Origin of the sequence: Parvularcula marina (genome assembly GCF_003399445.1) — a bacterium.
In the GTDB taxonomy this organism is placed as follows: domain Bacteria; phylum Pseudomonadota; class Alphaproteobacteria; order Caulobacterales; family Parvularculaceae; genus Parvularcula; species Parvularcula marina.
In genome coordinates this window covers 251,366-270,089 of record NZ_QUQO01000002.1, presented here as the reverse complement: position 1 = coordinate 270,089, position 18,724 = coordinate 251,366, and the positions used below count along the sequence as shown (strand labels likewise).

The 18,724-nt window shown below is 59.1% G+C and carries 18 protein-coding genes; 6 read left to right on the top strand and 12 right to left on the bottom strand.

All coding sequences use genetic code 11. The features are described 5' to 3' along the window. Nucleotides 1-141: 141 nt before the first annotated feature. On the top strand, nt 142-501 hold the full coding sequence (locus DX908_RS15130) for a hypothetical protein (protein WP_116393326.1): 360 nt from the start codon (nt 142-144) through the stop codon (nt 499-501). 86 nt (nt 502-587) lie between these two features. Here the strand turns inward: DX908_RS15130 and metG are convergent, their stop codons facing one another. The 10 genes from metG to DX908_RS15080 form a co-directional block, all read right to left on the bottom strand. Beyond that, entirely contained in the window at nt 588-2,282 is a 1,695-nt protein-coding gene (metG, locus tag DX908_RS15125; protein ID WP_116393325.1) for a methionine--tRNA ligase, read from the bottom strand. Nucleotides 2,283-2,357: 75 nt separating this feature from the next. Then, nucleotides 2,358-3,152, bottom strand: a complete 795-nt coding sequence (locus DX908_RS15120) for a MipA/OmpV family protein (RefSeq protein ID WP_116393324.1) — start codon at nt 3,150-3,152, stop codon at nt 2,358-2,360. 89 nt (nt 3,153-3,241) lie between these two features. Further along, complete coding sequence (locus DX908_RS15115; protein WP_147303829.1) at nt 3,242-3,730, bottom strand: hypothetical protein; 489 nt, start codon at nt 3,728-3,730, stop codon at nt 3,242-3,244. Between the two features lie 65 nt (nt 3,731-3,795). Next, complete coding sequence (gene parC, locus DX908_RS15110; RefSeq protein WP_116393322.1) at nt 3,796-6,066, bottom strand: DNA topoisomerase IV subunit A; 2,271 nt, start codon at nt 6,064-6,066, stop codon at nt 3,796-3,798. A gap of 51 nt (nt 6,067-6,117) precedes the next feature. Further along, nucleotides 6,118-7,722 carry a glycoside hydrolase family 13 protein gene (locus tag DX908_RS15105; RefSeq protein ID WP_116393321.1) on the bottom strand — a complete coding sequence of 535 codons (1,605 nt, stop codon included), beginning with the start codon at nt 7,720-7,722 and terminating at the stop codon, nt 6,118-6,120. Nucleotides 7,723-7,733: 11 nt separating this feature from the next. Continuing rightward, on the bottom strand, nt 7,734-8,276 hold the full coding sequence (locus DX908_RS15100; RefSeq protein WP_116393320.1) for a cell wall hydrolase: 543 nt from the start codon (nt 8,274-8,276) through the stop codon (nt 7,734-7,736). Nucleotides 8,277-8,280: 4 nt separating this feature from the next. Next, the gene (kdsA, locus tag DX908_RS15095; RefSeq protein ID WP_116393319.1) at nt 8,281-9,156 is read right to left on the bottom strand and encodes a 3-deoxy-8-phosphooctulonate synthase; all 876 of its coding nucleotides are present in this window, start codon (nt 9,154-9,156) and stop codon (nt 8,281-8,283) included. Between the two features lie 70 nt (nt 9,157-9,226). After that, nucleotides 9,227-9,592, bottom strand: a complete 366-nt coding sequence (locus DX908_RS15090) for a ribosomal maturation YjgA family protein (protein WP_116393318.1) — start codon at nt 9,590-9,592, stop codon at nt 9,227-9,229. Beyond that, on the bottom strand, nt 9,589-9,951 hold the full coding sequence (locus DX908_RS15085; RefSeq protein ID WP_116393317.1) for an Mpo1-like protein: 363 nt from the start codon (nt 9,949-9,951) through the stop codon (nt 9,589-9,591). Before DX908_RS15085 ends, DX908_RS15090 begins: the two co-directional genes overlap by 4 nt. 19 nt (nt 9,952-9,970) lie before the next feature. Continuing rightward, the gene (locus DX908_RS15080) at nt 9,971-11,035 is read right to left on the bottom strand and encodes an FAD-dependent oxidoreductase (protein ID WP_116393316.1); all 1,065 of its coding nucleotides are present in this window, start codon (nt 11,033-11,035) and stop codon (nt 9,971-9,973) included. 277 nt (nt 11,036-11,312) lie between these two features. On the opposite strand from DX908_RS15080, the gene DX908_RS15075 reads away from it, so the two are divergent. Both DX908_RS15075 and parE read left to right on the top strand, forming a co-directional pair. Next, on the top strand, nt 11,313-11,702 hold the full coding sequence (locus DX908_RS15075; RefSeq protein ID WP_116393315.1) for a PGPGW domain-containing protein: 390 nt from the start codon (nt 11,313-11,315) through the stop codon (nt 11,700-11,702). Nucleotides 11,703-11,792: 90 nt separating this feature from the next. Then, nucleotides 11,793-13,790, top strand: coding sequence for a DNA topoisomerase IV subunit B (parE, locus tag DX908_RS15070; protein ID WP_116393314.1), 1,998 nt, complete (start codon nt 11,793-11,795; stop codon nt 13,788-13,790). Nucleotides 13,791-13,801: 11 nt separating this feature from the next. Here parE and DX908_RS15065 read toward each other — a convergent pair whose 3' ends face one another. Further along, nucleotides 13,802-14,491, bottom strand: coding sequence for a winged helix-turn-helix domain-containing protein (locus DX908_RS15065; RefSeq protein ID WP_116393313.1), 690 nt, complete (start codon nt 14,489-14,491; stop codon nt 13,802-13,804). A gap of 507 nt (nt 14,492-14,998) precedes the next feature. Between DX908_RS15065 and DX908_RS15060 the strand changes: the two genes are divergently transcribed. Next, the gene (locus DX908_RS15060; protein ID WP_116393312.1) at nt 14,999-15,238 is read left to right on the top strand and encodes a DUF2061 domain-containing protein; all 240 of its coding nucleotides are present in this window, start codon (nt 14,999-15,001) and stop codon (nt 15,236-15,238) included. A gap of 61 nt (nt 15,239-15,299) precedes the next feature. Further along, a complete protein-coding gene (gene mutL, locus DX908_RS15055; RefSeq protein ID WP_116393311.1) occupies nt 15,300-17,174 on the top strand; it encodes a DNA mismatch repair endonuclease MutL in 1,875 nt (624 codons plus the stop codon). Nucleotides 17,175-17,180: 6 nt separating this feature from the next. Here the strand turns inward: mutL and DX908_RS15050 are convergent, their stop codons facing one another. Further along, nucleotides 17,181-17,831, bottom strand: a complete 651-nt coding sequence (locus DX908_RS15050; protein WP_116393310.1) for a hypothetical protein — start codon at nt 17,829-17,831, stop codon at nt 17,181-17,183. Nucleotides 17,832-17,976: 145 nt separating this feature from the next. On the opposite strand from DX908_RS15050, the gene DX908_RS15045 reads away from it, so the two are divergent. Further along, on the top strand, nt 17,977-18,678 hold the full coding sequence (locus tag DX908_RS15045) for a MarC family protein (protein ID WP_116393309.1): 702 nt from the start codon (nt 17,977-17,979) through the stop codon (nt 18,676-18,678). Nucleotides 18,679-18,724: the final 46 nt, after the last annotated feature.

Here is an 18,724-nt window from a genome sequence, read left to right as displayed (position 1 = left end):
CCACTGAGCACTAAAATGACACGATATATTGCGCCGCACAACACCAGTGAGATGTCGCAATAATTCCACCGAAACGGGGTGCACGAGCCTTAAGAATTTGTTAAGAGAGACTCGAGGGTATCAATTCTGTGGGGTTATCACATGTTTGAACAAATCTGGTCGGACCTGTCTGGTTCGGTAGAATCTGTCGTTTCCAGCAAGGACTGGGTCGTTCTGGGGATCATGGCTGTTGCGGCGCTGGCCGTTGGCCTGACCATGCCGAAATGGACAAGCGTTTTTGGCCGTGCCGGCCAAGGCTTGCTGCTTGTCGCACTCGCGCTGTTCCTCTGGGACGTGCTGGACAACGAAAACCGTTTCGCATGGTCCAACTGGGATGCTGAAGGCAAAGAAAGCTGGATGGAGCTGATGGCGATGACCGTCAAAACGCTCGTCGGCTACTACGCCGTCATGCTGGTTGGCGTTGCCGTCATTCACGGTGTCAAATCGGTTGTGCAGCGCTAAGCCGCACACTTAACCGTTAGATACAAGAAACCCGCCGGTTCAAGCCGGCGGGTTTTTTCATGTCCGAAACTCTGCGCCGGACCGAATCAGGCGTCTTTGGGTGCGCCGAATCGCTCTGACCAAGCGGCAAGATCTTCATCTTCGACCTTCTTGAAGAGAACATCCGGAGCTTCAATCGGCATCCCGACTCCAAGCCGTGAGAGCAGATCCTGGGCTTTCCCTTCGGGCCATGCCGGGGCCTCTTCGCCTTCGCGGCCGAAAATCGAGAGGATTTTCGCAGCCGTGAACGGAATCACCGGCGCGGACAGCTCGGCAATCAGCTGGATCAGGTTGAGCGCGGTGCGCACGCCGACTGCTGCCTTCTCCGGATCGGTCTTGAAGGCCGTCCAAGGCGCGGCAACCTGAAGATATTCATTCCCCGAGACCCAGATCGCGCGCAGCTCAGCAAAGGCCTTGCGGAAATCAATCGCTTCAAGATGGCCGGTATAGGCCTCAATGCGACGATCAAGCTCCGTATAAAGCGCTTCTTCGGTTTCGCCGACCGTTCCGCCATCAGGCACGACGCCTTCAAAGCGTGACGCATTAAACCGCGTCACCCGATTGACGAGATTACCCAAGACATCGGCGAGATCCTTGTTCACCGCACCGGCAAAATTCTCGAGCGTGAAGGCGGTGTCATCGCTTTCGGGGGCATTGGCCATCAGATACCAGCGCCACGCATCGGCGGGCATGATTTCGAGTGCTGCATCCATGAAGATGCCGCGGCCTTCAGAAGTCGAAAACTTACCCCCGTACCATGTCAGCCAGTTCAGGCTTTTCAGCGTATCGACTTTCTTCCACGGCTCCCGGCTGCCGATCTGGGTGCAGGGGAAAGAGACAGTGTGGAAGGCGACATTGTCCTTGCCCATGAACTGGACATAGCGGGTATCATCCGCCCCCTGATCGGTGCGCCACCAACGCTCCCAGCCACCTGCGTCCCATTCTTTCGTCGCGGCGATATATTCGATGGGCGCATCGAACCAGACATAGAAAACTTTGTTCTCGAAGCCTTCGCGATTGACGGGCACACCCCATTCGAGATCGCGTGTGATGGCCCGATCACGCAGACCCTCATCTAGCCATTTTTTGGCGATGGACCGGGTCAGCAGCGGCCAGTCAGGGTGGCTGTCGACCCAGGCGCGCACTTCGCCCTCGAGTTTCGACTGCAGCAGATAGAGATGCCGCGTGTCCCGCACCTCGATATCCTTTGCGCCGGACACGGCGGAATAAGGATCAATCAGGTCAGTCGGATCGAGCAGCTTGCCGCAATTATCACACTGGTCGCCGCGCGCTTTCTCAAAACCGCAATTGGGACAGGTGCCCTCGACATAGCGGTCCGGCAGGAAGCGTCCATCCGTAGGCGAATAGACCTGCCGGTCGGTGCGCTCTTCGATAAAGCCTTCGGCCTCCAGCCGCGCGGCGAAATGCTGGGTCAGCTCGTGATTGGCCTCGCTCGAAGAGCGGCCAAAGTGATTGTAGGAAAGCCCAAAGCCCTCGCCGGCCGCCTTCTGGATCTCGTGCTGCTCGGCGCAATAGGCGGCGACATCCTGGCCGGCTTTCCGCGCAGCCAGTTCCGCTGGCGTGCCATGCTCATCGGTTGCGCAGATATAGGCGACTTCATGTCCGCGCGCCCGGCAGTACCGGGCATAGACATCGGCTGGCAGCATGGAGCCGACAAGGTTCCCCAGATGCTTGATGCCATTGATGTAGGGCAGCGCCGAAGTGATGAGAATGCGAGCCATGTCCGTTCCTGTCGCGAGCCAGAGAGCCATGGCTCATGGCGCAACTGACCCGATGGTGCAACGGGCGGCTTACGATCAGAACAGGCGGCCGAGCGCGAGCCCCGCATAAGACCGGCCGTCATCGTCAACCAGCGGGCTGTCTTCGACCTCATCCGGCAGGAATTCATGCCGCGCGGAGAAGAACACTGCCCATGACGAGGACAATGCCTGCCGCACCGAAATCCCGGCGTAAGGCGTCAGTGTTTCGCCCGGCGCATAGGCATTGCGCACGAAAGTGCCGGTGCCGCCGTTGAAATTGGTGATCGTCATCGCCTCACCCGGCAGGACGCCGTAATAGTAATCGCTGAGCTCCTCGGACCGGAACGCAATGCCGAGGAACGGTGTCACATTGGTCGCAACATGCGGGTTCCAGGACCACGCCGCCTGACCGCGCAACTCGAACCCGCCATGCTCGTCGAGCACGTCATGCACGGCGTAACCGGTGAGATAGACCGTCTCGTCGATATTATAGGCAATCCAGCCACCCGCCTCGAGTGTGCCGTTGCGGTCATCCATGCCTTCGAAAACCGGGCTGTCATCAGCTTCATAGCCGTTGAAGCGGTATTCCGCCGTGGCCGCCGCTTCCCAGCGATCCGACTTGAAGACCATCAGGCTGGCTGAGGTGCCCGAGACCGAAATCCGCCCGCCATCGAGATAGAGGAGCGGCACAGGGAAGAGCCGATAGTCGTCTTCAAGTTCCGCATAAGGTTCAGAGACAATCCCAACCCCTGCGCCGATGGCCCGTGTTGGTGTCTCTTCCTGCGCAAAGGCAGGAGAAACCATCAGGCCGGATAGCGCAGCCAGCAGCGCGCCCGCACGAAAATGGGTCATCTTCGACTCCTTCACTCATCTTGCGGGATGGCCCCTCGCGGCCCCCTCACCTCAACTTGCTTACCACATTCAGCCGCGATGTCGCGGGGTCAGCCATCGCAATCGGTTGTCGCCGCACGGCTGCGCAGGTCGGGCGTGTAGAAATCGAGATCTTGCCCGCGCGAGAAGACGGTGAAGCAGCTATCCGGCTGGCCAGCTTGCGCGCGCTCAGGGTAGCGGAAACAGAGCTGGTTATTGGCAATCGTATAGGTGCCGAGGAGTTGGTTGTTGTTAGTCGCGTCATAGAACTGCCCGTCACTATCCAGCGCCTCGGCGAAAGGCGTGCCGTCAGGATAACAGCCGCGCAGCACCCGTCCGCGCAGGACAGCCGAAATCTCTGCCGTGTCGAGGCGTTTGCCTTCGAGCCCCTGCTCTCGTGCTCGCTGGTTCTCCTCTGGCCCCCAGTCCTTCCAGTCCTCGGTCTGGGCGAGAGGGCCATCCTCGGCGGTCCGCTGATCCGGCCCGAGTGGCAGGTTTGGCGCGCCGCTCGCGCAAGCGGCCAGAACGAATGTGCTGAAAATGGCGATACAGGATTTCATCTTACGCCCCCGGAATGATGAGGCCGCCATTTTAGAGGAAAAACAGCGGCCCTGCACCCCGCCTGTCAGGCGCCGAAATTATTGGACCGCGGGAAGCCCTTGGGGACGATCTTGCCGGCCTGCGCCCGCTTGCCAGTCCAGTCATGCCAGCCCGCCTCGATCTGGCTGCGCCCGGCCTTGTCGGTCCAGGTCAGGCCCTCTTCCTGCGTGAAATATTTGGCATCGGAGAGCGTCGCCCCGCCTGAATATTTCTGAAGCTGGACGCCCTTGCCGCGCGACATGATGGGCAGTTCACTGGCCGGGAAGATGATCAGCTTACGGTTGGTGCCGACAGCGGCGATCCAGCCATCCTCTCCGGGCTCGCCATCGATGATGCGAGCAACCTGCGCTTCAGCGCCCTGCGCAGGATTCAGTACCTGTTTGCCCTTTTTGGTCGTGGCCAGCACATCATCCTCTTTAACAAACAATCCGTGTCCGGCAGATGAGGCCACAAGCAGCATACGCCCACCCTGATAAAGGAAGATCTGCGCCAGATCGTGCTCATTCCCCAGATCGATCATCAGGCGGAACGGCTCGCCATGCCCGCGCCCGCCGGGCAGATCCTTCACATCGAGCGTGAAGAATTTCCCGTTGGTCGCAAACAGCATGACCTTGTCCGTCGTCTGGGCATGAAGCGCAAAGCGCCCTTTGTCCCCGTCCTTGTATTTGACGGTGGAGAGGTCTTCGACATGCCCCTTGAGGGCCCGCACCCATCCCTTATCCGAAATGACAACTGTGACCGGCTCTTTCTCGATGAGGTCATCGAGATTGACCTCCATCTCGGCGGGCGCATCGGCCAATTCTGTCCGCCTACGGCCGAGGTCAAATTTGGGATCGAAGGCTTTTCTGGTTTCCTTAAGCTGCTCGGTGATCTTCTTCCATTGAAGGTCATCCGATTTGAGTAGGGCCCTCAAGTCTTTTTGCTCGGCTTTGAGTGCCTTGTGCTCGGTCTTGATTTCCATCTCTTCGAGCTTGCGTAGCGAGCGGAGCCGCATGTTGAGGATTGCTTCAGCCTGCACGTCCGAGAGGCTGAACGTCTTCATCAGCTCTTCTTTGGGATGATCCTCATACCGAATGATGCGGATCACCTCATCAAGATTGAGATAGGCGATCAGGAAACCATCAAGGACTTCCAGCCGGTGCGCGATCTTGTCGAGACGGAAACGGGTGCCGCGAACCAGCACTTCCTTTCGGTGATCAAGGAAAGCCTGAAGACAGTCGCGCAAGCCCAGAACGCGCGGCGCGCCATCGGCGCCGATGACGTTCATGTTGAGCGAAATCCGGCTTTCAAGATCTGTCAGCTTGAAGAGGGTTTCCATGACAATCTGCGGATCGATATTGCCGGTCTTGGGCTCCAGCACGAGGCGGATATCCTCGGCGCTCTCATCGCGCACATCGGTAAGGATCGGCAATTTGCGCGTCTGGATCAGCTCAGCAATACGCTCGACCAGCCGTGATTTCTGGATCTGGTACGGAATTTCCGTGACGACGATCTGGTAGCGCCCGCGCCCCAGATCCTCTGTCTCCCATTTCGCGCGAATGCGGAAACCGCCACGGCCCGTCGCATAGGCCTCGACAATATTCTCCTGCGGCTCGACACAGACACCGCCCGTCGGCAGGTCCGGCCCCTTCACATAATTGAGGAGGGTCTCGGTGCGCGCATTCGGCGTCTTGATAAGGTGTACGGAAGCATCGATCAGCTCGGCCACGTTATGCGGCGGGATATTGGTCGCCATGCCTACCGCGATCCCGGCAGAACCATTGGCGAGAAGATGCGGGAAAGCAGCGGGCAGAACGACCGGCTCTCGCCCTTCTCCGTCATAGGTCTCCCGGAAATCGACCGTGTCATTGTCGATGCCATCCAGCAGCATCTCAGCGGCTTGGGTCAAACGACATTCCGTGTACCGCATGGCCGCCGCATTATCGCCGTCGATATTGCCGAAATTCCCCTGCCCGTCGATCAGCGGGATACGGACGGAAAAGTCCTGCACCAGCCGCACCATGGCGTCATAGATTGCCTGGTCACCATGCGGGTGGAAATCGCCCATCACCTGGCCCGCAACCTTCGCGGACTTCCGGTAGCTACCATCGGAATTGAGCTTCATCTGCCGCATCGCATAGAGGATGCGCCGGTGCACAGGCTTGAGCCCGTCCCGCACATCGGGCAGCGCCCGCGACGTAATCGTCGACAGCGCATAAGCAAGATAGCGCCGCGACAGCGCCTCGGTCATGGGTTCATTGAAAATGTTTTCGGGGACGTCGCGCGGCGGCGGCGTTTTCGTCGGTCGTTTGGCCATACACCCGATTAGGCAGATTGGCGCCCGGGGGGAAGTCCTCTCATTCCCTGTCTAGGGCACATTTTTATACGGGCTGTGCCCTGTCCGCTCGGTATGTTCGCGCCAGAGCTTGGGCTTGAGGATGCGCACCGTCATGGGGGGCACGGTCACCGACATCACGGCCGATTCGCTTTTGATGACCTCGCCCGTCAGTTGATCCTCGAATTCCTCGCCATTCATGATGGAGCCTTCGCGCAGGAGGAAGGTCTCGGTCACCGGCACGCCCTTATTGTTCGCCACCACCAGCACCGTCTCGGCATAGTGGTCGGTGACCCGCAGGAAGGCGAGAAGCTCCTCCATTTCGAGCGCCCGGAAATCACCGATCCGCAAAGCCGGGGTCTCTTCACGCAGTTCGATCAACTGTTGGAGCCGCGCGAATTCAGGATTGTCCGGGCTCGCCCCTTCCCAGTCCATGGGCCCGCGGCTCTCAGGATCATGCCCGCCAGACATCCCGGCTTCGACACCATAATAAAGGAGCGGCGCCCCCGGCAGGGTGAATTGCAGTGCCTGCAGGAAGGCGCGGTCCTCTTCATCCGGATACAGTGTTTTCAGGCGTGGCGTGTCGTGATTGTCGAGCAGGATCCAGCTTCGTAGCAGTGGATCGAGCCCGGCATCCTCGGCCATCTCCTCGACCACTTCGCCGAAACGGGCACCCGTCACCTCGCCAGCGGTATAACGGAACATCATCTCCCGCATGGGGAAATTCATGACAGCGTCAAGTGCCCCGGTCCATTTCTCCGGATAGGACCAGACCTCCCCGATGACGAGACTGCCAGCCTTTTCCTCATGCGCCGCGCTGGTGATGGCGGTCAGATTGTCAAAACCCAGCTCGGTTGCGACATCTAGCCGCCAACCATCTATGCCGTAGTCGAACCATTTCCGGACAACAGAGTCTTCATCGTCAACAATGCGCGCCCGTACGACCGGGTTCTCCCAGTTCAGCTCCGGCAGATTGGCGATCCCCCACCAGCCGACATAGCCGTTCTGGTATTCCTCGCCGATCGTGAACCAGCCGCGATAGGGACTGTTCTCATCCTCCATGGCCGCAAGAAACCATTCCGACCGGCGGCCCATATGGTTGAAGACGCCATCAATGACGAGCCGCATATCGGCTTCGTGAATGTCGTCGGCCAGCGCGGTCAGATCCTCAAATGTGCCATATTCGGGCGACAGCTCCGTATAGCTGATCGCATCATATTTGTGGTTCGAGGGCGCAAGGTGGATCGGGTTGAGATAGACGACATCGACGCCTAGCGCCTCAAGATATCCGACTTTCGTCCGGATACTGTTCAGATCGCCGCCCCAGAAGGACAGCTCATGCGTCCAAATCCCGGCCTCTGGGACAGGCTCGCCCCGTGCTGGCTGGTCGGACCACTCCTTCAGGATTTTGGGCGGCGCATAAAGCGCCCGCTTGGCGTCGAGATTTTCGGCAGGCACATAACGGTCAACAAAGATCTGATAAGTGACGGCCCCGATGCGCCAGTCATCCCGACGCTGATCATAGATTGTAGAAGCGGCCTCTGCTTTTGTAGGCGCAGGGACAGGAGAGGATTGTTCTTCTGCTGAACAGCCATGCAGAATCAATATTGCCGCAATGAGGCCGCTAACTCTGATCATCTCACCCTCCCCTATTTATAAAAATAATGCCGGCCGATCTCCGCCGTCCGGTCGAATGAACCCACCCAATATGGCGTCACATAATCTGCGTGAAAGAAGACTGCTCCTTCGGTCGGGTCTTCATCTTCCTCCGTCAGCAGAAGAAATGCGAGAATCCTCGAACGTTCATAAAGGCGGGGATAGATGGGCCGGTCGGGCTTGCCGTCGCACCACCAGCTAAACTGGCAGGGCGGCGTTTCGCCTCCCTGTTTGACGACCTTGCACACCGTATCAGGAAAGCGCGTATCTTCCACCCGATTGAGGACAACGTGCCCGACTGCGCGCGGCCCAGGTCCTGGCTCCGACCGCGCCTCATGATAGATGGCGAGCGCCAGGCATTCGAATTGTTTGCCGTCTGGCATTTCCGGCAAGGCAACGGGAATTATAGGAAGGGTTTCTTCCGCAGGCGGGGCTTTTGTCTCCGATCCTGTCACGGCGAGCACTGCGACCGTAACAAGCGTGATGGCGGATGCGCCCCACAGGATCAGGGCAGACAGAAGCCCCGGGCGTGCCAATCGCTTACTCCGCGAACCAGTGCAGGTTCTTACGTGCCTTTGCGACCCGGTCGAGCTCGATCAGCTCTTCAAGGAAGCCGCGCAAGAGATGCAGCGGGATCATGTTCGGCCCATCGGAAGGCGCTTTGTCCGGATCCGGATGGGTTTCGGCAAAGATACCAGCCACCCCGACCGCAACGGCTGCCCGAGCGAGGGTCGGGACCATCTCGCGCTGACCGCCGGATGTGCCGCCCTGACCACCCGGTTGCTGGACGGAATGGGTCGCATCGAAGATGATCGGCGCGCCGGTATCGCGCGCCATCGTCGGTACACCGCGGAAATCCGTAACCAGCGTATTATAACCAAAGCTCGCCCCGCGCTCGGTGATGAGCACGTTGGGGTTGCCGGAATCCGTCACTTTGGAGACAACATTCTTCATGTCCCAAGGCGCAAGGAACTGGCCCTTTTTGATCTTGATGACGCGGCCCGTTTCAGCCGCCGCGATCAGCAGATCCGTCTGACGGCAGAGGAAGGCCGGGATCTGCAGGACATCGACGACTTCGCCGACGGGCGCACATTGGCTGCGCTCATGAATGTCCGTCAGCACCGGCACGCCGAGCCGTTCCTTGACTTCGGCGAACACCGGCAGCGCATCATTAAGGCCAACGCCGCGTTTTGAGGAAAGCGAGGTCCGGTTCGCCTTGTCAAAGCTCGTCTTGTAGACAAAGCCGATCCCTAGATCGTCCGTGATCTCCTTAATCGCGCTTGAGACTTCAATCGCGTGGTCGCGGCTCTCCATGGCGCAAGGGCCAGCGAACAGCATGAAGGGCAGATGATTGCCGATCTTCACATCGCCCGATGGAGCAGAAATGGTGACGGTATTGTTTTTCGAACTGGTCATGTCGGCGCTCTTAGCATGCAGTAAATCAGAACGCACGAGATGGGCCGACCGCGCGCGCCGCGCAAGTCTTTCAGGTGCGGTCAGCCAGAAATGCCAGCGCCGCCCCGATCGAATAGGCCAATAGATCCATAGGATCGAAGGTCGCCCCCAGAATTACACTCGCCAGCGGATTGCCATCGAGATTGAGGCGCTCGACGAGCCCCAGCCCCTGACTGATCTCGATGGCGACGGCGAACGCGAGAACCGTAAGAGCCGAGGTGGCGCGCGGCCAGTTCGTGACAGCCCGCAAGGCAAAATAGAGGAAGATGACGACGAGGATGTCCCCGCCGAAGGGCCGGATAATGTCGTCGCGAACATAGAGCGCGATAAGAACGAGCAGAAGAAACAGGCCGCCCGCTATGTGTGCCCGGCCGGTCCGGCCGCTCAAGAGGCTCATGCAGCCGGGCTGTCGGCTTCGCTGCCGGTTCTCACGCCTGCCGCCTCAAGATGCGGGCCCAGCCGCCCGGAGACAGCAAGGAAAAACATGCGAAAATCGGCGGCCAACGACCAGAGGGGATAGGTGAACGTCGCCGGCTTGTTCCGCTCGACAAAGGCATGGCTGACCCAGGCGAAGAAATATCCCGCAACCGGCATCAGGAACAGCGCCCACCAGGTGCCTGAAAAAACTGCCCAAAGGGCAATCAGGATAACAAGTGCCGTGCCAACATAGTGGAACTGACGAGTCCCCGGCTTTGCATGTTCACGCAGGTAATAGGGAAAGAAATCCGTGAACGTCTTATAAGTTCTCTCTGCCATGGCGCTCCCTTTCAGGGTCTTATTCTTTTGGCTGCCGGACGATCCGTTCGGCAATTTCGCTATGCCCTTCCAGCATGCGGCTCCGGGCGCTCCCGTCAATGGCCAGACTGTCATTGCCGACCTGTTTTGAGCCGCCCAGAACGATACTCTTTCGGCGCGGAAACATATAGAGATATTCGCTGTCGCCCCGTCCCAGTGCGTAGCCGTAATCAATCGCCGGCTGGCCTTCGAGAAGCGTAAGCTGGCCCCGGACGGGAACCAGTTCCTCATCCCCGAAAAGCGCCCGCGCGCCATATCCCGTGCAATTGACGAGAACCGGCTCTGGCAGACCCGAGAGTTCGTCCCTGCTCGCAAATTTGCGTGTCACGAATTCACCGCCATCCTGACGGATATCTTCCATGAGGGCAGGCAGGAAGACGGACGGATCGATCATCAAGGCTTCATAGCGCAGAGCATCGGGGAAGCCGAAAGCTTCCTCCTCCGAAACCCTTGTGAAGCCTGGATAAAGATCATTGCCTTCGACGCGGTCGGGCCAGCCTTCTGTTTTGGTTTCATCCGCAAGTTCAAAAAAGCGCATGGGGTACACCCCATAACGCGGATCATCCCGAAGTGAGGTGAAGACCTCATAGGCGTGACGCGCCGCTTTGCGGAACCGCGAGAGGAAGTCTGTCGTCGCCACATCCTCATCATAAAGCGTAACAGGAAACCACAGGGCGCCCGCCACATCGGACGTCGTGTCGGGTGAATACTCCTCCGCATAGACCGTAATCTTCGCGCCGCGCTGCTGGAGGACACGTGCCGTCGTCAAGCCGATGACGCCGCCGCCGATGATCGCGATGTCCTCGCCCTTCACGTCTTTAAGAAGATCGGCAGCCTCTTTAGCGCAGCCCCAAGACAGCGTGACCCCGCACCCGCCGTGCCCGTAATTATGGATGAGGGTCTTCTCCCCGAAACGATCCTTCCGGATGACATATCCGGCAGCCCGATAGGGACGCAAAGCCGTCCGTGTCAGGATTTCCCGTTCCTGATCCACCTTCAGGGCCGGATAGGGAGAGGCGAAGGACAAACCGTCTGCCTGTTTCATCGAGAAATATGTCCTTTGTTCAGCAGGTGGCCGAAACGATGCCTTGCCATGCTCTGAACCGCCAGAAAAGATGATGAGCGACGTGCCAGATCATACGGCCCTCAGGCATTTTGACGGTGCCTTTTGTCCAAGGCTGGCTTGGCCATTTCGGCCAACTGCCCTTCACATTCCGAGACCGAGAGAATAATCCAACCCGCAACAGGCCAGCTCAACCCGCCAACGCTTGTGTTTGGGCGACCCCTCGTGCCACAGTTGGCGCGGTTGTTGGGACCGATTGATGAAACTTATTCTCTTTCTGATCGGGATCGTCATGATCCTCGTGGGGCTCGTTCTATTCCCCCTGCCCCTGCCTTTGGGCTGGATCTTTTTGATTATCGGCACTGTTCTCGTCGTCAGCACCAACAAGACAGCGAAGAAACTTCTCAAAAAAGCGCGGCGCAAATGGGGCTGGCTGGACAAGATTTTTGAGAAAACCGGCAAAATCATCCCCAAGCGGTTTCGCAAGGAGATCGAGGAAACTGACCCGAATGGGCATGACGAAGACGATGATGAGGATAAAGAGGACGAGGAAGAAAGCCGTCAGCACACGGCACCCGCGATCCCGCGTAAACTCAGCCGTCTCGACACCCATCCGCGTTACCGGCCGCCCGCCCGGCCCCGAAGCTGAATATCTTTCTGAATTCCCCGCCCTTGGCGGGTGCTAACGAACAGGCTAGAGGAGCAGTTTGTACTGTTCCCCCTTCGTTCCAGAGGTCCGATGTCCCGTCCCCAGCGTAAAGCCGATCTTTTCTCCGACAGCGATTACTCCGCGAAGGATATCGAGGTCCTTGAGGGGCTTGAGCCGGTCAGGAAACGGCCAGGCATGTATATCGGGGGTACGGATGAACGCGCTCTGCACCACCTCTTTGCGGAAGTCCTCGACAACGCAATGGACGAAGCCGTCGCCGGTCACGCCACACGTATCGAGGTAAATCTCAACGCAGAAGGCCATCTGACCGTCATCGACAATGGCCGCGGCATCCCGATCGACAAGCACCCGAAATATAAAAAGCCCGCCCTCGAAGTCATCATGACGACGCTCCACTCGGGCGGGAAGTTCTCGAACAAAGCCTATGCGACGTCGGGCGGCCTGCACGGGGTCGGCATCTCGGTCGTCAACGCCCTTTCCGATGACATGACGGTTGAAGTCGCGCGAAGCCGCACGCTTTACCGTCAGACATTCTCCAAGGGCCTGCCGACCTCGACACTGAAAAAAGTCGGTGACGCGCCGAACCGCCGGGGCACGTCGGTGACTTTCCATCCGGACCCTGAGATTTTCGGCAAGGGCGCGGCTTTCAAACCTGCGCGTCTCTTCCGGATGACGCGGTCGAAAGCCTATCTTTTCGGCGGCGTTGAGATCCGCTGGTCTTGTGACCCGGCTATCATTCCCGAAGGCGACAAGACGCCGGAGAAAGAGACCTTCCACTTCACCAACGGGCTGAAGGATTATCTGGCCCATGTCGTTGGCGGCAAACCAACGGTTACGGACGAAATTTTTGCCGGTAAGGTCGAAAAAGAAGGCGGTCACGGCACGGTCGAATGGGCTGTCGTCTGGGGCGGCGCTGGTTTCCAGACGCCGGGCGGGCAGATCGCTGATGGCTTCACCAATTCCTACTGCAACACCATTCCGACCCCGGAAGGCGGCACGCATGAGCAGGGCCTGCGCGCGGCATTGTCCCGCGGGCTCAAGGCCTATGCGGACCTGACCAACAACAAGAAGGCGCAGAACATCACGGCAGAAGACGTGCTCGGCACCGCCGGCGCACTTCTCTCCGTCTTTGTTTCGAACCCTGAATTCCAGGGTCAAACCAAAGACAAGCTGGCCACTGCCGAAGCCCAGAAGCTGACCGAAGCGGCGATCCGCCCGGCCTTTGACCACTGGCTCGCAGGCAATGCCAAGCAGGCCGACAAGCTTCTTGAATGGGTCATCGACCGCGCTGATGAGCGCATCCGCCGCCGCAAGGAAAAGGAGGTGCAGCGCGCCTCCGCCATGAAGAAGCTGCGCCTGCCCGGCAAGCTTGCCGATTGTTCGGCGAAAGACCGGACGGGTACGGAACTGTTCCTAGTCGAGGGTGACTCGGCTGGTGGCTCGGCCAAACAGGCACGCCGCCGGGAGACGCAAGCGATCCTCCCCCTTCGCGGCAAGATCCTCAACGTTGCCTCCTCAAGCCGCGACAAGATCGCTGGCAATCAGGAAATTTCCGACATCACGACAGCGCTCGGCGTGGGGCTCGGCTCGAAATTCGATCTTGATGATCTGCGCTACGATAAGATCATCATCATGACCGACGCTGACGTCGACGGCGCGCATATCGCTGCCCTCCTCATCACCTTCTTTCAGGTCTCGATGCCCCAGCTTCTCTCAGCGGGTCGCCTCTTCCTCGCCCAGCCGCCGCTTTACCGCCTCAGCCAAGGCGGCAAGACGGTCTATGCGCTGGATGATGCGGACAGGGACAAAAAGCTTGCCAGCGAATTCCGCAAAGGTGCCAAAGTTGATGTCGGCCGGTTCAAGGGCTTGGGCGAAATGAATGCCGCCGACCTCAAGACGACGACGATGGACCCCGCGACGCGCACCCTCGCTCGCGTCTATCTGCCCGATGAAGATACGCCGGATGCGAATGCTCTAATCGACCGGCTGATGGGCCGTAAAGCTGAACCGCGCTTCCAGTTCATTCAGGAGAATGCGAGCTTCGCCCTCGACGAACTCGATATTTGAGGCTCGCCTACCTATCTGAACATGACGTTCGATTGCGGTGAGCAATCGGCATTCAGATCAGACATGTCAGCCAGCAGAACCTGCTTGGCGCAATCCTCTTCCTCTGCCTTCATAGAGGGACTCTCTGACGGAGCTTCTGCAGAGTTCAATCCACCTGATGCCGGAAAGATGATCGGGTTGTTGATGATGCTCCAGAAAGTCAACACACAGACGATTGTCCCAAGCATCACTGCAGCCTGACGCCAACTCGTCATCTGAACGAGTGAGCCGAGCGAGAACCCGGCGAGATTCAGCTCCATGGGCACAGAAGTTGTCGTCACCTGCACCTCGACCGGCTTCGGCTCGCTAGCAACTTCCGCCGGAGTGATAATCAAGCGAAGCCCCTTTTTGCGGACCGTCTCGATATAGCGGGGGGCCGTCGCCGAATCGCCGAGAGTCCGGCGCAGACTGTAGACCGCTCGGTCGATCGCAGCGTCGGAGACATGAAGCCCGTTCCATACCTTATCGATGAGCTGGTTGCGGGAAATCGTCTCTTCGCCTGCGCCCGCCAGAGTGCAGAGGAGGTTCATGACCTTGGGCTGAAGACTGACCGTCTCTTCCGCTCGTCTAAGCTGGTTGCGGGACGGATAAACCGTCCATTCCCCCAGCACGAACGGGGCATGATGAAAGCAGGACGTCAGGCCCTCCTTTTCCTCGTTCACAGCGATCTCCCTCACAGCCTTTTCTGTCTCAGCACAAAAAACTGCGGCGAAATGCAAACCTGATCAACGGCGGAAAGCTGAATGATCAGGTTTGCGGCGTTACTGTTTAGCAATAAAAACTTCCATCCCTCTCGAAGATGAGAAAAACGGCCAGATATCAGCAATTCGACAGCTAATCGTCAGGTTAAGGTGATGAGGACAGCGCAGATTGCCAGTGTCATAGGAGGCGGATTTGCTTCGTTTCGCTGCCCGGCACCCGCCCGAATGATCGCCATTATGGGTGCCGAGAGCGACACGACCCCGATCTGTCGCCATCGAACAGGCCGTCCATCTTACCCATTCTGGTGACGGTCACGACTGGCGGGGTTCTGGTTCTCACTCATAGCCACCAGGCCCCGCCCTTTTTCCTGTCTCCATCGATTTTCCCGATGACCCTTTTCGATAGCTGGAGGTTGCCTGAAACGCCCCCAGTCCTTAATTGAGAATAGTTCGCAATAAGGATGGCTCATGTCTGTCACCGCCCTCAAACCGCTCACCTATGGCGCCATGCATTTCATCGTGGCGATCGGGGTCGCCTATGCGCTGACCGGCAGCTGGGCCGTGGCGCTCGGGATCGGGATGGTCGAGCCGCTGATCCAGACCTTCGCCTATACGCTGCACGAAAAGCTGTGGGCGAAGGCCGGTGCGGCCCCGCGACCGCATTACCACCACCACGCGCCTATGCCGCATCAGTCCGAGACGGCGTAACGCCCGATGATGTGCAGAATTTGCACGTGGGCTCTTGGTTGAGTCGCGCTACGATTAGGGAATGTCCAACACTGCCCAAGCTGCACCGCGCACTCAGTCGCTGCGCCCCGTCATCCGCAAACTGTCCCCGACCGCGATCAACAGGATCGCCGCCGGTGAAGTCATCGAGCGGCCATCGGCGGCGCTCAAAGAACTGGTGGAGAATGCGATCGATGCCGGTGCGACGCGCATTGATGTGGCGATCGAGCATGGCGGCAAATCCCTGATCCGCGTGACGGATAATGGCTGCGGCATGGATGCAGACTCCCTCCAGCTCGCGCTGGAACGGCACGCGACTTCCAAACTCGAACCCGACGATGCGGGTGATTACGATCTCCTCCATATCGCGACCATGGGATTCAGGGGCGAAGCGCTCCCCTCCATCGGCGCCGTGGCGAGGCTGACGCTGACGTCGCGGGCGAAAGGCGATGAAGGCTGGGAGCTGTCATGTGCGGGCGGTGAGCTCGATGAAGTGCGCCCCGGCGCCTTCCCCGGTCATGGCACGCGCGTTGAGGTTCGCGACCTTTTCTACGCCACACCCGCACGGCTCAAATTTCTCAAATCCGAAATGGCCGAGACCCGCGCCGTCTCGGATACGCTCAAGGCCCTTGCGATGGCACGGCCTGACATTGCCTTCTCTCTCGAGGCTGATGGCCGAAAGCGATTTGCCTTTCCGGCAGAACCGCCGGGTACGGAGGGTCACCTTAATCGCCTTGCGGCAATCATGGGACGCGAATTCGGCGACAATGCCCTGCCGCTTGATTTCGAGCGCGATGGCGCGCGGCTGACCGGCTTTGCCGGGGTGCCGACCTTCAACCGGGGACAGCCCGACCGGCAATATCTTTTCGTCAACGGACGGCCCGTCAAAGACCGGCTGATGGTTGGAGCCGTCAGGGGCGCCTATGCGGATTTCCTTGCGCGGGACCGGCACCCACTGCTCGCCATGTTCATCGACCTGCCCTTTGATGATGTCGATGTGAACGTGCACCCCGCCAAGACGGAGGTTCGCTTCCGCAATGCGCCATCCATCCGTGGGCTGATCGTATCTGGCCTGCGTGCCGCCCTGATGGAGGCAGGTCATCGCGCCTTAACCACCGTTGCGGCAAGCGCCCTTTCCTCTATCCAGCCCGAGCGGATGGAGGACGAACAGCAGGGCGCCCCTTCTTTCCTGCCTCAGCCGCATCGCGCCACGGTCGACCGGCAATTCGTCCAGCGTCCAATGCAGGCTGGCCTCGCTGAAGCCCAGTCAGCCTTTACGGCCACTGCCGCCCCGACATCCCGGATAGAAGCCGAATCTGTCGCGCCCGCCACATCCGATCATCCGCTCGGCGCGGCCCGCGCCCAGCTTCACGAAACCTATATCGTGGCGCAGACAGCGGACGGGATCGTCATTGTCGATCAGCATGCGGCGCATGAACGGCTTGTCTATGAGGAAATGAAGCGCCACATGGCCGAGGGCACAGTCCCCCGCCAGCGTCTCCTCATCCCCGAAGTCATCGACTTGCCGCAGGAAGAAGCCGAGCTGATCTCTGCCCGGACGGAAGAACTCGATGCCCTCGGCCTGCAGATCGAAGCCTTCGGCGAAGGGGCAATCCTCGTTCGTGAAGTCCCGGCCCTTTTCGGTCAGGGAGATGTCGTCGGGCTCGTGAAGGATATCGCGGCGGACCTAGCCAATCTCGATGAGAGCACGGCGCTGAAAGAACGGCTGGGTGACATTTGCGGGAACATGGCCTGCCGCGGCTCGATCCGTGCGGGACGCCGCCTGACCGGTGAAGAGATGAACCACCTCCTCCGTCAGATGGAAGCGACCCCGCATTCCGGTCAATGCAATCATGGCCGGCCGACTTATGTCGAGCTCAAACTCTCCGACATCGAACGATTATTCGGCCGCAAATAACCCGCATCAGTTCCGAAAGGCATCATCACCAAAATCGGGGCAGGATTTCACCTGTTCCGGATTCTGAATGTCTTTCGTGCTGTCGGCGAGCCAGCAATCGTCAAAGATCGAGCAATAGCAATAAGCGAACTCATTCTCAGGATCGAGCGTCGCCTCAACGAAGGCTTTCTGCAGGACTGGATCAAGCGTCTCGATCATTGTCACATCATCACCTGGGCGCATCACCCGATTGGTCGCGAAACTCGTACCGAAGGACACTTTCTGATCGGGCAGCATGCCGCTGACCGCATCGCGCCAGTCTTCACGATACTCCCCGGCCAGTTTGATCCGCACGCTTTTGATTTGTGCAGGGCCCGCCCCGACATTGGTCAGGTGCATGGCGAAATAGACGCCTTCCTCATTCGTGTAGTCGGATGTCGAGAACTGGACAAAGGGCCAGACGGCGGCGGCGGACTGTTTCTTGACCGCATCGGATTCGACCATTGCCGCATAAAGAGCAACGGCGCCGGTGAATACGCCCGCGACAGCAAGGATGGTGTTGAGGACATTCAGCCGGATGAAGATCCTGTCGACCTTATTGAGATTCTTGATGTCTTCGCGCGTCGCCTCAGACGTTTTTACCGCGCCCTCTTCAGTCGTCTCATTTTCGCCAGTCATCCCGCTGCCCCTTTTCACTCATCGTTCCCTACCTATCTCGATACGGCGCGATGACAATAATCGCGATTCACTGCCGACGCCCACTTGACCCCGGCTGTAACCGGGCGCAGAGGGCGCCCGCTCCCAACAATCAGGATCTATTCAAATGGACGCCGGTTTCGTCTCGGTCTTCTTTGCTTCTTTCGTCACTCTGTTCATCGTGATCGACCCGATCATGGTGGCCCCGCTTTTTGCGGCACTGACGCATAGTGAGACTTCCGCTTCCCAGCGGTTGACGGCGATTCAGGCCGCGCTGATCGCAGCTGGCATCCTGTTCGTCTTCGGCTTTTTCGGTAGCTTCATGCTGGAGCATCTGGGCATCGACATCGCCGCGTTCCGGGCAGCGGGCGGCATGCTCCTGTTCCTGATCGGCTTTCGGATGTTCTTTGATCCCGATGGCGAGATGGAAGCCAAACGCCCCGGCCCGAAGGCTTCCTCACGAGATAACGTCGCCTTCTTCCCGCTCGCCATGCCGATGCTGGCAGGCCCGGGCGCGATCGCGACCATCATGCTTCTGATGAACCCGCAAGGGGTTGCAGCTGCAGATCTGATGCTGACCCGGACCGCGGTTATCCTCTCCATGCTGCTCTGCCTGTGTATCGGCATCATCATCATGATCTTCTCATCGCGGATCGCGAGCGCGCTTGGTCGGACCGGCATGAACACGATTTCTCGCCTGCTCGGCATGCTGCTGATGGCCCTTGCCGTTCAATATGTCTTTGATGGGGTCCGCGTCGGCGTTCTCGAACGAGTTCAGATCAGCACGCTTGAAGGCTGGATGCCGGTTCACGTCGCAGAAAAGTCCTGAACTTCCGCCGCGGTAATGCCGTGTTTGCATGCTTCATGCTAAATGA